A 14,786-nucleotide genomic window follows, 5' to 3' on the forward strand; every position below is an offset into this window, starting at 1 on the left:
AAAGACAGGAGAGCATAGTGAATGCTGATGAAATAAAAAAACTTGATAATTATTTAAAAAACACATTCCAAAATTCAGCATTACAGGTGAGAGCTCGGCCTAAAAAGGGTGATTCTTGTGAAGTTTATATCGGGGATGAATTTTTAGGTGTTATCTATCGAGATGAAGAGGAGAATGAATTATCCTATAATTTCTCGATGGCCATATTAGATATTGATTTAGAAAATTGATTTGTTACCATTAATTTTATGAATTTTTCTTTATCCAAAGAGGTTCATATGAACTTTAATTCTTTAAAGCTTGTGTAATTATTTCGTGCTATAATAAGGTGGTCATGAACAGTAATTCCTAATGCATTTGCCGCATCTTTTAATCTATAAGTCATTGTTACATCTGCTTTAGAAGGTGTTGCATCGCCAGAAGGGTGGTTGTGAACCAAAATAAGTCCCGATGCAGACAATTGCAAAGCTCGAGAAATTACTTCACGAGGATAAACAGGGGTATGGTCGATTGTTCCAGTTTGTTGCACTTCATCAGCAAGCAAACCATTTTTCTTATCAAGAAACAACACACGAAATTGTTCTCGTGTTTCGTGTGCCATGACAGCTTTACAATAAGCTAATACTTGATCCCATGATGAAAAAATATCGCGTTTAAATAATTGCGCACGGGCAAGACGTCCTGCAACATCTGAAATAATTTTTAAATCGAGTGCAGTTGCCGGACCACACCCTTGGACTTCTTGAAGTCTATGAATATCAGCACCCAACACATCGGCTAATGAGCCAAAATGTGCTATTAAGCTCTTAGCTATTGGTTTTGTATTTGCTCTGGGTATCGTGCGAAAAAGCAATAATTCAAGATATTCATAATCTTCAATTGCATTTCCTTTTGACTTTAAATAACGTCTACGCAGACGTTCACGATGTCCCTGGTAATACTTATGAAGCAGTAAATTTTTCTGAAGTTTTTCACTTTTTGTTTCTGGTGTTTGATTAAGTGGGAAACTTGAGATTAATGCAAAATGATCTCTTTGAATATCTCCCTTTTTACTTAACTTTTTAGCCATGACATTTCTACATTTATTTAGACATATGAATTTGAAATATAAAAAATATTTTTAGGAGATTGCGTAAATATTTCGCAACCTTCGTTTGTTACACCAATTGTATGTTCATACTGTGCAGTAAGAGATCTATCACGTGTAACGGCAGTCCAGCCATCAGATAAAATCTTAACTTGTGGTTTACCAAGATTAATCATCGGTTCAATTGTAAACATCATACCTTGTTTGAGTTCTATTCCTTCTCCAGGGTTTCCATAATGCAGAATATTCGGAGCATCATGAAAAAGCTGACCGATTCCATGTCCACAAAAGTCTCTCACAATTGAGCACCGTTCAGATTCCGCATAGCGCTGAATTGCTGCACCAATATCACCTGTGGTTGCTCCGGGTTTGACTGCGGCAATTCCTCTCATAAGGCTTTCATAGGTTATCTTTAGCAAGCGTTCTGCAGCACGTCTGATTTTTCCAACAGGATACATGCGGCTTGAATCACCATGCCAGCCATCCAGAATAAAGGTTACATCAACATTGACAATATCGCCTTCTTGCAAGGGTCTCTTATTGGGGATACCATGACAAACAACGTGATTGATGGATGTACAGCATGAGTGCCCATATCCATGATAATTCAGATCAGCAGGGAGTGCTCCTCGCTCAGCACCAAAAGTAAACACAAAATCATCAATTTCTTGCGTAGTAATACCAGGTTTAATAATATCCGTAAGTGCATCGAGACATTCCGCAGCAATACGACCAACTTTCCGCATTTTATCAAAAGCGTAATCATCAAAAATGCGGATTTGTCCGTTAAATTTCAAGGGTATTTTATAATATTCAATATAATCAGTCATTTTCTGTTTTCTATTTTCACTTGCTGAATTGGGAAAATACCTTCTACACTTACTTGACATTTTATAGCATAAAATTCTACCCCTGATTCTAATGCTAAATCAAATTTACGTCCATAGGTTGGATCAAGATCACGGCAGATTGTAAAAGCTGAACAATCTTCCCGTTGAATTATATAAAGCATAACAGCTCGTTTTCCTTGTTGCACGATTTTTATAAGCTCTTCAAGATGACGTGTGCCACGTTTTGTCTCAGTATCAGGAAATTCTGCTAGTCCTTTTTGGCGAATAAAATGAACATTTTTAATTTCTAGATAACAGTCAGGTAGGATGTCATCACGTAAAAGAAAGTCAATTCGTGATTGAATACCATAACGTTGTTCTTTCAAGATTGTTTTGTATCCGTTTAATTCTGGTAGTAAATTATTTTGAATTGCTTCTAATGCAAGTTTGTTGGGTAAAGTTGTATTGATTCCAACTAAGGTATTATTTGCTTCGACAATCTCTAATTGATATGCGTATCTTCGTTTGGGATTATTGTGATATGAAAGCCAAATATTAGAATTTGGAGTTGTTAATCCAAGCATCGATCCTGTATTGGGAACCGATACGGTGAAGATGTGTTGATCTTCACGTTTAACATCAGCAAGAAAACGTTTATAACGACGAATAAGCTTTGCGGGAAAAAGTTTATGAATAAAGAACATATTCCTTAACTTAAAAGGCATAATTTTATAATTCAACTCAAATAATCAGTGTAACTATTATAACATGTTTAAATAAAGCAATATTGGTGCAAAAGTGTTGCGAAAACACTTATTTCAACTGCTACAAGAAGCAAAATTTACTCTTTGCTTTTACAATTTATTATTAATTTCTTTAAATTCGCAATTTTTGAGTGAAAAGATAATATTGACTATAATTTGTTCTTTAAAAGATTATTTCATGGAATATGTTATTTTAAGAAGGTTGCGTTTAAAAAAATCAGCGATAGGACCATAATTATAATGGCTGGAACCAATAAGAATCGTAAAAATTTAACAAATGGGCCAATTATTATTTTAGTCGAGCCGCAGCTGCCTGAAAATATTGGTATGGTAGCAAGAGCGATGGCAAATTTTGGACTCTCTAAGCTTCGGTTAGTCAAACCTCGAGAAGAATTTCCAAATGAAAAAGCCAGAGCTGCAGCAAGTAAAGCAGATCATGTTATTAACGATGCAGTAATTTTTGATACATTACGTGATGCGATCGCAGATTTGCACTACGTTTTTGCCACAACAGCACGTGAAAGATGTGGTTTTAAAACGGTAAAAAGTGCTGTTGAAGCAGCGATTATATTACGTCAGCGTGAGAATATTAAGCAGAGGACAGGCATTGTCTTTGGAAGAGAACGGTGGGGATTAGAAAATGATGAGATTAGTCTTGTTGATGAAATTATCACTTTTCCAGTGAACCCTGCTTTTGCTTCACTTAATATTGCACAAGCGGTTTTGCTTATGTCTTATGAATGGATGAAATCAGGTTTAGAAGATGCAAACGATACGGCTTTTCGTGCAGTACAAATGGAACCAGCGAATAAAGCAACGTTTCATGGTTTTTTATCTCAGTTAGAAGATGCTTTAGATATTCGTGGATATTTTAGACCCCGAGAACGCAAAGAGGTGATGCTTGCGAATCTGCGCTCTGTTTTTACGCGTGCTAATTTTAGCGAATCTGAGGTGCGTTTTCTACGGGGAATTATATCTTCACTAGATCATTTTTCGCCTAAATTTCCGCGAGGAAGCGGTGCTCCTGCAGATCGTGATCGTAAAAAATTAAAAACAAGTGTGAAAACTGATGGATGAAAGACCTGTTCTTTTTTTTGATAGTGGCATTGGTGGTTTAACAGTGTTGAGGGAAGTGCGCTCTCTTATTCCTGAAAAGCAATTTATTTATGTTGCTGATGATGTTGGGTTTCCTTATGGAAATTGGGAAGAAAATGTTCTAAAAAACCGTATTTTAAAGATTTTTACAAATCTTTTAACAGTTTATAATCCCGCTTTATGTGTAATCGCTTGCAATACTGTTTCTACACTGATGATAGCAGATTTACGAGAGAGATTTCCCCATATTCTTTTTGTAGGAACGGTTCCTGCAATTAAATTAGCAGCTGAACAAACGAAATCTGGTTTTATTTCAGTGTTAGCTACTCCTGGAACTGTTAAACGTACATATACACATGAATTAATCAATTCCTTTGCAGGTCAGTGCCATGTTCAGCTTGTTGGAAGTGAAAAACTTGCTGGATTTGCTGAAAATTATTTGCGTGGACAATCTGTTGATTTGGAAGAATTGCGTAATGAAATCCTTCCATGCTTTGTTAAGAAAAATGGCAAACACACTGATATTATTGTGTTAGCATGTACACATTATCCTTTTTTGCTTCACTTCTTTCGTGAACAAGCCTTATGGCACGTCCAATGGATTGACCCTTCAAAGGCTATAGCCAAACGCACAAGATCATTATTACCGCAAAGAATACATCACCAAACTGTAAAGAAGTATGAAGATTTTGCATTATTTACATCGCAAAATATAACTTCCTCAACGAAGCGTTTGTTAAAAGAGTTTAGCTTAAATATCACAAAAGGAGTTGACTTTAAGGTATGAGATCAATACAGTCATTTCAGCTTTTTCTTTTAAGAAAATGGCATTAATTGACGTGTCCCGTGGGTAACTTTGCATATTATGTGTTAAGATATTCTGTCAGTCTTTATTTTTTAAGGCAGAGGAGGGCGCGTTTCCTTGAGATTTCACCGTGAGATCTTGTGTTTTATTTAAAGGAAATGCGATGAGTAAACGCGAAACAACGAAATATAAAATTGACCGCCGTATGGGAGAAAATATTTGGGGTCGTCCTAAATCTCCTGTTAATCGTCGTGACTATGGTCCAGGTCAGCATGGACAACGCCGTAAAGGTAAACTTTCTGATTATGGTGTGCAATTACGCGCTAAGCAGAAATTAAAAGGGTTTTATGGTGACATTTCAGAAAAGCAATTCCGTAAAACTTATGAAGAAGCTGCTCGTCGACGTGGTGATACGGGTGAAAATCTTATCGGCCTTTTGGAATCGCGTTTGGATGCCGTCATCTACCGTGCAAAATTTGTACCGACAATTTTTGCTTCTCGCCAATTTATCAATCATGGTCATGTCAATGTGAATGGGCGGCGTACAAATATTCAATCATATCGTTGTAAACCAGGTGATGTTATTGAGATTCGTGAAAAATCAAAACAGCTTGTTTTGGTTTTGGAATCTGTTCAATTGGTAGAACGTGACGTGCCTGAATATATTGAAGCTGATCATAATCAGATGAAAGCAACATTTACGCGTATTCCTGCTTTTGCAGATGTTCCTTATGCTGTGCAAATGGAACCCAATTTGGTTGTTGAGTTTTATTCTCGATAAATGTTTACTCTGGAGTATTGCTCTCTTTGTTTTTTACATGCTCAAAAATATTATGTTGCTTTATAAGCTTTAAAGTGGATGAGTGGTTTTTGTGAGTAGTATTATATCAAGTTTATTGTTATTCTTATAGCAATAAACTTGTATAGTCTCATTTCTTTTTTTGCATATCTCATCTTATAGCTCAAATACGCATAAGTTTAAGCTACCTTACATCTGTTATTGTCTCTGTCACTCTCGTGTAATAAACCGCTTATTGTGCAAAATATGGTATTATCGATAATGTTTCAGTTGAATATCAGGAAATGGAAGAGAATTTAGAGAGAACTGAGTCTTTGGCTAGGGAAGCTGATGATTGCCATCCAATATTTCGGATTGCTCCTTCAACTGTAGAGTTTAATAAATTACGCAAACGGCTTTTGCGTCATATAAGGCAAGCATTTGATGATTTTTCTATGCTTTCCTCGGGGAAAAAGTGGCTTGTTGCTTTATCAGGCGGAAAGGACTCTTACGGTTTACTAGCACTTCTTCTAGATTTAAAGTGGCGTGGTCTTTTACCTGTTGAAATTTTGGCCTGTAATCTTGATCAAGGACAACCAGGATTCCCAAAACATATTCTTCCAGATTTTTTAAATTCTTATCAAATTCCACATCGCATTGAATATCAGGATACTTACTCAATTGTTACAGATAAATTGGTACATACGCAAACATATTGTTCTCTTTGTTCTCGATTACGACGTGGCAATTTATATCGTATTGCACGTGAAGAGGGGTGTTCAGCATTAGTTCTGGGGCATCACCGTGATGATGTTTTAGAAACATTTTTTATGAATTTGTTTCATGGTGGTCGATTAGCAGCTATGCCAGGAAAGCTTATAAACGACGAAGGAGATCTTTTCGTTTTGCGCCCTCTTGTTTATGCTGCCGAGGAAGATATGGAAAAATTTTCTCAAGCAATGCAATTTCCTATTATTCCTTGTAATCTTTGCGGTAGCCAGGATGGTTTACAACGTAATGCAATGAAGGAAATGCTAAAAGATATTGAAAGAAAAATGCCGGGTCGTAAAGACACTATGATTCGTGCTTTAACAAATGTCCGTCCAAGCCATTTGCTTGATAAAAAATTTTTTGATTTTAAAAATTTATTCTAAAGATTAAATATTCATGTAAACGACAGTCGTGACGATATATACGCAATAATGTTTATTTTCATCATATTGACCGCGATCTTCATAAATTGATAATTTCAAATTGCGATACCATAGAGATCATAAGCATCTGATCGTTCGATTTTAACAGTGACAAATTCACCAACACGTAAAGGGCGTCGTGACGATATATGCACAACGCCGTCTATTTCTGGAGCATCATATTGACTACGACCTTTAGCTATTTTGCCTTGACTTTCATCGATAAGAACTTGAAGTCTTTTTCCAACTTTTTTCTTTAAAAGATGAGTAGAAATTTTTTGTTGTTTTGCCATAAAGCGATGCCAGCGGTTTTCCTTCACTTCTTCAGGAATACTTTCTAATCCCAAATCATTTGCAACAGCACCTTTTACTGCTTCATATTTAAAGCAGCCAGCGCGTTCAATTTTTACTTCGTCTAACCATTCAAGAAGTATGTTAAAATCTTCATGAGTTTCACCTGGAAAGCCAACAATAAATGTGGATCGCAAAGTGAGATCTGGACAAATTATTCGCCATTTTTCAATTCTACGATTTATTTTTTTTACAAGAGCAGGGCGTTTCATGTTGCGCAAAACAGTTGGTGATGCATGCTGAAAAGGGATATCCAGATAAGGGAGAATTTTCTTTTCCGCCATAAATTCAATAACGTCATCGACATGGGGATAAGGATAGACATAGTGCATGCGTATCCAAATGCCCATATTGCCTAATTCGCGACAAAGATCGAAAAACTTCGTTTTTACTGTGCGATCTTTCCAAGGCGTTTCTAGATATTTAAGATCAATGCCGTAAGCACTTGTATCTTGTGAAATAACCAAAAGCTCTTTTACCCCTGCTTGTACAAGTTTTTCAGCTTCACGAAGAACATCACTGATAGGACGTGACATAAGATTACCGCGCAGAGTAGGGATAATACAAAAGCTACACCGATTAGAGCATCCTTCAGAAATCTTTAAATAAGCATAATGGCGAGGTGTTAAGCGAATCCCTTGAGGGGGAACTAAATCTATAAAAGGATCATGAACTGGAGGAATTGCCGTATGAACTGCTTGTATAACACTTTCATAGGCTTGTGGTCCTGTAATGGCCAATACATTAGGATATACTTGGCGAATAACATCAGGATCAGCACCAAGACACCCAGTTACAATAACTTTTCCATTTTTTTTAAGGGCTTCATCAATATTGGCGAGTGATTCATTTCGGGCAGAATCAAGAAAACCACAGGTATTCACAATAACGAGATCAGCACCTTGATGTTTGCGCGAAATTTCATACCCTTCGGATCGAAGGCTTGTAATAATTCGTTCAGAATCTACAAGTGCTTTGGGGCATCCAAGAGAAACAAAACTAATACGAGGTGCTGCCATGATAATTCCTGCAACTTTGTAACATTTATAACAATCGAATTTTATGCTACTTTTATTTCATTAAAAACAAAAATGCTCTTGATTTTTTTACATACGCAACATCGTTTATTATAAGCTTATTTGATTTTCTACAAAATTTTATGGATCTGCGTAGCAGATAACATGCTAAAAAAATACTTAAACCCTCTATTCATTGAATAGAGGGTTTTTTTCAGTAACTTTTTTGTTTTTTAATATTTGCGAATAAGTCCGATAAGCTTACCTTGTATCTGCACACGCTCTGGTCTGTATATACGTGTTTCATAGTGAGGATTTGCAGCTTCCAATGTAATAGAGTTTCCTTTGCGTCGATAACGTTTAAAGGTTACTTCTTCTTTATCGATAAGTGCAATAATAATTTCGCCTGATGTTGCAGTATTTTGACGTCTAACAATTATAATATCTTTATCAAGAATTCCAGCCTCAATCATAGAATCATCTTTGACCTCTAGGGCATAATGTTCACCCAAGCTAATCATATCTTGTGGCAAACAAAGCGTATTTATTTGTTGCTGTATAGCGGAAATAGGTACAGCAGCAGCAATGCGGCCCATAATGGGAATAATAATGTTTTTTTTTTCTTCCAAATCAAAATTGTCAGAGTTTTTTGATATTTTTCTTTTATTATTCTCTATTACACTAGGGGAAATTTTACGTGCTGAAGAAAGGTTAAATGTTATTTTTTCGGGAAGTCGGATAACTTCCACTGCACGGGCGCGATTTGGCAAACGGCGTATAAAGCCTCGCTCTTCTAAGGCTGTAATAAGTCTATGGATGCCAGATTTTGAAGTAAGCTCCAATGCAGTTTTCATTTCATCAAAGGAGGGTGGGACGCCTGTTTCTTTCATATGATTATGAATAAACAAAAGTAGCTCATATTGTTTACAAGTCAGCATTAAAGTTCCAATCAAAAGAATTAAAAAAGAGAGAATAAAAAATATAATTTTAAGTAATTATTCTAAAATTTTTATCTTTATAAAAGAATAATATCTATTTTTGAGTTTATAATTGAAATTAATATTTGATATTATTATATAATTTATTTAACATTAAATTATATATTTAATATAATTGTATTTTTATTATTTTAAATAGAAAATTATATTAATATAATTTTTTTAAAACATTTTTGGCAAGATATAAGAAAGAAATAGAAGATATTTGCATATCTTGCAATTTAGCACGGATGATAACTCAATGCACATTTGGAATCAGTTCACTTTATTTTTGCTGTTTTATTTTTAATAAAATTCTCTACAGTTGAAATATATTTGAACACATCATTTTTTATGTTCATAAGCGGTATTTTTAAAGATCTTTTCAACCCATTCTAGGTTTCTGATTCACATCCGCATATTAATGGACTTTCGGTGTACAGATATCGTGCATTACCCGAAGTTTTACTCAACATTAAGGAGCGAGAGAAAATATTACCGCACGCCTATGGATGTGTTATTAAAGATATAAGAAAATAGGATAGCGAACCTTTATGAGAAAAAACAACACTTATAATTTTTGATAAAGATGTTTTTTTTCGTTTTCTATCAGATATGAACAACAGTGTGTATCGTTGGTTTTCTTCTTATTCATTTTGGTTATTTATTTAACCCAGTTTATCGTATTTCTGTATATTCCCTTCCTTATAATTTCGAAATCTTCACTCTTTTACATTTTAGAAGCTATAAGGAATTTTATGTTTCAATTATTACTTTTTAAGCTATCTCAAAAGAGAAAAGTGGTTTTTTATACAACGATGAGAAAAGAAGAAAAAGCAGAAAAATATTGATAACTAAAATAAAGAATAATTTTTTTTTCAAAAGGTGTTGACCAAATCAAAAGTCAACCGTATGTTCCATTCACTTTCGACAAGTAAGAGGGCTTGTTTGGGAGCGCGTAGCTCAGCTGGTAGAGCAACTGACTTTTAATCAGTAGGTCCAGGGTTCGAATCCCTGCGCGCTCACCATATTGCATAGGGTTAATAGATTTACAAAAGTTCGGGAATTATCATTTCTTTAGTTCTTTTTAGGCTCTTTTATTGATTCTATTACAAGTTTTCCTTCTATCAGTCGTTTTCTTGCCCTTTTCCCCACTGAAAACTGTTAGGTATTAAGATCTAATTTGTATAAAGTGATAACACTGATGTCTTTAATACAGCCAAAAAGCGCTTTAAGTTATGATATCATAACTCTTACATTTACATTGATTACAGGTATGACTGTTAGCGTTCTTAAGTTATTACTGAATTATTAATTTACAGTTTTTTCTGTATTTACGGTTATTTTCTAGCGGTTGACTGTTCTTTATACAGAGTAACCCTATTTATTCACAGTTTATATTATGAGAGTATATGTTTCATTTACTATATTGATTTTTATTACTTTTATTCATTCTAATGTCTTTAAAAGTGCCTTTATTTTTTTTGTGGTAAATAACAAAAAATTAACAATACATTAATTTCTTGATTAAAACTAAACTTTAAGTCTATCATGCGCTGCGCGAGGGGAATCATCCTATACTATATAAATTTTCCCATCGCATACAAAAGGCGTGACGTATTTTTTGCGATAAGTATATTGAAAAATAAGCGGGTTTTCAGATGCTTTTAAACAGAAAAAAAAATTTTTCCTTCGTTGTTAAATCAACGTTTCAATTTGTTTCTGTAGTGGCTGTTTCTCAGTTATTGGTATCTTGCTGTGCAAACGAAACATCGCATTTTACATTAAAAAGTTTCTGTAATAATAAAAAAGCTGATGCAAAGACTGTTATTCTGCCTAAAAAATTTTCAAGTAAACAAAATCAATCGAAAGAAAAGAGAAGTGGGCGGGCAATCGTCGGTAAGCCTTATAAAATAAAAGGAAAGTGGTATTATCCTCAACATGATCCAACCTATAAACGTGTTGGACAAGCCTCATGGTATGGTTCAGACTTTCATGGGCGTTTAACAGCAAATGGTGAAATCTATGATATGAATCTCTTGACTGCTGCTCACCCCACAATGCCTTTACCCAGTTATGCTCGTGTTACGAATTTGAAAAACGGTTCTTCGCTCATTGTTAGAGTAAATGATCGTGGTCCTTTTATGAAGGATAGAATCATTGATTTATCAAAACAAGCCGCAGCAATACTTGGTTATGAAAATGCCGGTGTAACAAATGTTCAAGTGGAGTATATCGCTGAAGCACCGGTTGGCCACTATGATGGTGCTTATTTAATGGCTTCTTATATACCTGGAAATATCGGTTCATATTCTTTAGCATTAGCAGATACTCTTCAAAAAAGAGAAAACATTATTTTAGAGAAGAGAAATATAGACAGCAAAAAACAATTAACCAAAGCTGTTGTTGAACAAAAGCAACTCAGTAAAACTGTTTCAATAAAATTGCCAGAGATTGGTCCTGTGCTGGTTAATAAACCGCTGATGTTCGATCAGATAGCTTCTATAAAATAGTCTTTTTCTCATAAGTCCAAAATAAGTCGAGCAAAATTTGATCGTGCAGAACTTCTAAACGGCAAATAATCAAAAAAGTTGAGTATAGTAGGATTGTCACTAAAAATGAGATTGTGTGTTGTTCATAAAAAGGCAAATGCTAATATCTAGTCTTTACAATCCTACAATCTCTTTTAAATAATTAATATATGATGTAAACGCTTCTCCTTACCCATTTGTGCTTCAAAGTGATGAATTCTTCTCATAGATAAATAATATTATTCTGTGAAAAATTTATGCTTCACATGCCTTTAAAAGTTTAAAGTCCTTAAGCCAGAAATAAATCTATTATCTTGCTTTTATTTTGCTTTGGTAACGCTAAATAAATAGTGAAATCTTTTCTTCTTTTGCAAGTGATTTTTCATCTGTAGAAAAGAACAAAGCTTTTCTTGTACAAGAGTATTCTCTATACTGATTCTTGAGATACGGGAGGGGTAGTTATGCGTACGGTATTAAGGATTTTTTTTACCTTATTTTGGATGTTAACATTGGATGGGAGGGGAAAAGCGGAAGATTTTCAAACTTCTGCACAGCAATTACTGTTAGTAGATGATGACACAGATACCGTACTTTTTGAAAAACAAAGTGATATTCCTTTTTTTCCTGCGTCATTAGCAAAACTGATGACAGCAGAAGTTATATTTCATCAATTAAAAGAAGGATTGTTAAGTAATACACAAACATTTAAGGTGAGTGAGAATGCTTGGCGCAAGGGTGGAGCGCCTTCCGGTACCACCACTATGTTTGCAAAAGTGAAGACAGAAATCAGTGTTTCTGATCTTTTGCGTGGTTTAATTATTGTTAATGGAAATGATGCTGCCATTACCCTTGCTGAAGGAGTATCGGGAAGTGAGGCTGATTTCGCAAAATTGATGAATCAGCGAGCCAAAGCACTTGGATTAGAACATAGCTATTTTGTTAATCCAACCGGGCTTCCTGAAGAGGAACAGTTTGTGACATTACGCGATATGATGACATTAACGCGTCATATTGCTCGTGCCTATCCCAATTATTATATACTTTACCGTGAACCTCACTTTACTTGGAATAAGATTTTTCAACGTAACAAAAATCCTCTTATTTCTAAGGAAATTGGTGTAGAAGGTTTCGGCTTTGGCTACAGTGAAGAAGAAGGTTTTTCAATGGTTGTTGCCGCCTATAAAAATCATCGACATCTTTTTTTAGCAATAAATGGTTTGCAAAATGGTAAAGGACACACAAAAGAAATAGAACGAATTCTTCAATGGGGAATGACAGCTTTTGATCTTAAAACAATTTTCACAAAAGGAGAAACGGTTGGTCATGCTTCTGTTTATGGTGGGGAGCAAAACTCTGTGCCACTGATTGTTAAAGGGCCGATACGGTTTATGCTTTCCAATGAAAAAAAAGTGGATGTTAAAGCAAAAATTAAATATCGTGGTCCCTTGAAAGCTCCCATTATTTTAGGGCAACCAGTTGGTGTCATTCAAATTTTACAAGATAAAAAGGTTCTTCTCGAAAAACCGGTTTTTGCTGGAAACAATGTTCAGGAAGGAAGTTTTTTTGCAAAAATAAAAAATGCGTTCTATGAAATAACAATTGGATGGTTACGGAAATATCTATAAGTACATGCTAATAATTAAGAGTTAAGGTTCATACGTGTCTGGTTATTTTATTACATTCGAGGGAGGGGAGGGCGTAGGAAAAACAACGCAAATTTTTTTGCTTGCTCAGCATCTCTACGGCAAAGGCTATGATGTCCTTACAACAAGAGAACCAGGAGGAACGGCAGGTGCAGAAGTCATACGCCATATTTTATTGTCAGGTCAGGTACAACAACACTATGGACCTTTGATTGAAGCGATTTTGTTTACAGCAGCGCGTATCGATCATGTTAGTGAAGTTATTATGCCTTCTTTGCAAAAAGGTAAAGTTGTTTTATGTGACCGTTTTATTGATTCTACACGTGTTTATCAAGGACTTAATGATAAAGTGAGTTCCTCTACTCTTGCTGTTTTAGAATGTCTTGCACTCAATAAAATAAAGCCTCAGATAACATTTTTGTTAGATATACCAGCAAGGTGTAGTATGAAGCGTGCAAATTTGCGAAGAGAAAAAGCAGAAACAATTGATTATTTTGAAAAAGATGAACTCAAGATTCAAGAACAAAGGCGCCAGGCTTTTCTCCAATTGGCAAAACAGGAACCTCATCGGTTTCGTGTGATTGATGGAACAGATACAGTGGAAGTTATTGCACAACAAATAAGAGATATTTGTGATCAAGTAATGTTGGATCAACTTCCATGAGTGATGTAATTTTTTTGCGCCAATATGATGATATCGATATAGTTTCATCACCTTCACAGAATAATATTATCTTTGGTCATGAAGCTGCTCGTCATTTTTTAGCACAAATTCTTAAGGAAGAACGTTTACCTCATGCCATATTATTTGAAGGGGACTACGGGATTGGAAAGGCCACATTAGCGTTTCACCTTGCTTGGAATATTTTAAGCTCTCAAAAGGATGGCTTCAAGCAACCAGAGCATAATTCTGTTATATGGCGTCAAATCACACAGGGAAGTCATCCTGGTCTTTTGCACATTTCACGTCGCTTTGATGTAAAAACGCAAAAGTTTAAAACAGGTATACTCTTTGACGATATTCGCGATATTATACATTTTTTAAACCGAACATCAAAAGATAGTGGGTGGCGTATTGTTATCATTGATCCTGCTGATGATATGAATAGAAATGCAGCGAATGCAATTCTCAAAACACTCGAAGAGCCTCCTGCAAAGACGTTATTCATCATTATCACACACTTTTCAGGAAAATTACTCCCAACAATTCGCTCAAGGTGTCAACAAATTTCTTTACGTCCATTGCATAACGATGAGATGAAAAAAATCATTATACATATGTTTTCCAATCAAAATGTGATTGATGAAGAAAATATTGGAATGATTATTCAAAAATCCAATGGAAATCCTCGAAAAGCAGCCTTACTTATTCATGGAGGGTTTGAAATTATTAAAACCATTGATACTCTTTTAGGGCAATCTGTTTGCAACCCAACTATCGTACATAATCTTGCACAAACACTTTCCTCTCTTTCTTCAGTTATCCAATTTCAACAATTTTGTGATGAAATTCTTGATAAAATTCAAAAAAAAGCTATCATGCTTGCTGAAAGGGGGAATTTGGCTCTTTCAAAAAAATGTGCACAAGCCTGGCAGGAGATTCATCAAGAAATAGGAGAAATCCAATCATTTAATCTTGATAAAAAGCAATTCATTATCAACTTGCTTTTTAGAGTTCATAAGATCATTTGTGAGAGTGAGCTTTTTCCGTGACAA

The 14,786-nt window shown here is 35.0% G+C and carries 14 protein-coding genes and 1 tRNA gene; 10 read left to right on the plus strand and 5 right to left on the minus strand.

The window, feature by feature from the left end; all coding sequences use genetic code 11:
• Nucleotides 1–17: 17 nt before the first annotated feature.
• Complete coding sequence (locus AYT27_RS04285) at nucleotides 18–230, plus strand: DUF3126 family protein (protein WP_034448130.1); 213 nt, start codon at nucleotides 18–20, stop codon at nucleotides 228–230.
• Between the two features lie 44 nt (nucleotides 231–274).
• Here AYT27_RS04285 and radC read toward each other — a convergent pair whose 3' ends face one another.
• Genes radC through sfsA form a run of 3 tightly spaced genes read right to left on the minus strand, consistent with a single transcriptional unit; the run spans nucleotide 275 to nucleotide 2,621 of the window.
• Nucleotides 275–1,069, minus strand: a complete 795-nt coding sequence (radC, locus tag AYT27_RS04290; RefSeq protein WP_011180729.1) for a RadC family protein — start codon at nucleotides 1,067–1,069, stop codon at nucleotides 275–277.
• Nucleotides 1,070–1,086: 17 nt separating this feature from the next.
• Nucleotides 1,087–1,917: a type I methionyl aminopeptidase gene (gene map / locus AYT27_RS04295; RefSeq protein WP_011180730.1), complete on the minus strand. Its 831-nt coding sequence runs from the start codon at nucleotides 1,915–1,917 to the stop codon at nucleotides 1,087–1,089.
• Nucleotides 1,914–2,621 (minus strand): DNA/RNA nuclease SfsA, encoded by a 708-nt coding sequence (gene sfsA, locus AYT27_RS04300; RefSeq protein ID WP_011180731.1) that lies wholly within the window; start codon nucleotides 2,619–2,621, stop codon nucleotides 1,914–1,916. The genes map and sfsA overlap by 4 nt, the downstream gene beginning before the upstream one ends.
• Before the next feature lie 300 nt (nucleotides 2,622–2,921).
• On the opposite strand from sfsA, the gene AYT27_RS04305 reads away from it, so the two are divergent.
• From AYT27_RS04305 to ttcA, 4 genes are all read left to right on the plus strand, one after another.
• Entirely contained in the window at nucleotides 2,922–3,758 is an 837-nt protein-coding gene (locus AYT27_RS04305) for an RNA methyltransferase (RefSeq protein ID WP_011180732.1), read from the plus strand.
• Nucleotides 3,751–4,563 (plus strand): glutamate racemase, encoded by an 813-nt coding sequence (gene murI / locus AYT27_RS04310; RefSeq protein ID WP_011180733.1) that lies wholly within the window; start codon nucleotides 3,751–3,753, stop codon nucleotides 4,561–4,563. Before AYT27_RS04305 ends, murI begins: the two co-directional genes overlap by 8 nt.
• Before the next feature lie 181 nt (nucleotides 4,564–4,744).
• On the plus strand, nucleotides 4,745–5,362 hold the full coding sequence (rpsD, locus tag AYT27_RS04315; RefSeq protein WP_011180734.1) for a 30S ribosomal protein S4: 618 nt from the start codon (nucleotides 4,745–4,747) through the stop codon (nucleotides 5,360–5,362).
• Between the two features lie 302 nt (nucleotides 5,363–5,664).
• Nucleotides 5,665–6,513, plus strand: a complete 849-nt coding sequence (gene ttcA, locus AYT27_RS04320; protein WP_011180735.1) for a tRNA 2-thiocytidine(32) synthetase TtcA — start codon at nucleotides 5,665–5,667, stop codon at nucleotides 6,511–6,513.
• Nucleotides 6,514–6,608: 95 nt separating this feature from the next.
• Here the strand turns inward: ttcA and rimO are convergent, their stop codons facing one another.
• Together rimO and lexA are read right to left on the minus strand one after the other, a co-directional pair.
• The gene (gene rimO / locus AYT27_RS04325; protein ID WP_011180736.1) at nucleotides 6,609–7,922 is read right to left on the minus strand and encodes a 30S ribosomal protein S12 methylthiotransferase RimO; all 1,314 of its coding nucleotides are present in this window, start codon (nucleotides 7,920–7,922) and stop codon (nucleotides 6,609–6,611) included.
• Nucleotides 7,923–8,152: 230 nt separating this feature from the next.
• The gene (lexA, locus tag AYT27_RS04330; protein ID WP_011180737.1) at nucleotides 8,153–8,857 is read right to left on the minus strand and encodes a transcriptional repressor LexA; all 705 of its coding nucleotides are present in this window, start codon (nucleotides 8,855–8,857) and stop codon (nucleotides 8,153–8,155) included.
• Between the two features lie 991 nt (nucleotides 8,858–9,848).
• On the opposite strand from lexA, the gene AYT27_RS04335 reads away from it, so the two are divergent.
• The 5 genes from AYT27_RS04335 to AYT27_RS04355 all read left to right on the plus strand — a co-directional run bounded on the left by AYT27_RS04335 (nucleotide 9,849) and on the right by AYT27_RS04355 (nucleotide 14,783).
• Nucleotides 9,849–9,924: transfer RNA gene (locus tag AYT27_RS04335), tRNA-Lys, on the plus strand.
• Between the two features lie 633 nt (nucleotides 9,925–10,557).
• Nucleotides 10,558–11,409: a septal ring lytic transglycosylase RlpA family protein gene (locus AYT27_RS04340; RefSeq protein ID WP_011180738.1), complete on the plus strand. Its 852-nt coding sequence runs from the start codon at nucleotides 10,558–10,560 to the stop codon at nucleotides 11,407–11,409.
• A 479-nt stretch (nucleotides 11,410–11,888) separates the two neighbouring features.
• Complete coding sequence (locus AYT27_RS04345; protein WP_011180739.1) at nucleotides 11,889–13,052, plus strand: D-alanyl-D-alanine carboxypeptidase family protein; 1,164 nt, start codon at nucleotides 11,889–11,891, stop codon at nucleotides 13,050–13,052.
• A gap of 34 nt (nucleotides 13,053–13,086) precedes the next feature.
• On the plus strand, nucleotides 13,087–13,734 hold the full coding sequence (gene tmk / locus AYT27_RS04350) for a dTMP kinase (RefSeq protein WP_011180740.1): 648 nt from the start codon (nucleotides 13,087–13,089) through the stop codon (nucleotides 13,732–13,734).
• Nucleotides 13,731–14,783 (plus strand): DNA polymerase III subunit delta', encoded by a 1,053-nt coding sequence (locus AYT27_RS04355; protein ID WP_011180741.1) that lies wholly within the window; start codon nucleotides 13,731–13,733, stop codon nucleotides 14,781–14,783. Before tmk ends, AYT27_RS04355 begins: the two co-directional genes overlap by 4 nt.
• Nucleotides 14,784–14,786 lie beyond the last annotated feature (3 nt).

It is taken from the genome of Bartonella henselae str. Houston-1 (genome assembly GCF_000046705.1).
GTDB lineage: Bacteria > Pseudomonadota > Alphaproteobacteria > Rhizobiales > Rhizobiaceae > Bartonella > Bartonella henselae.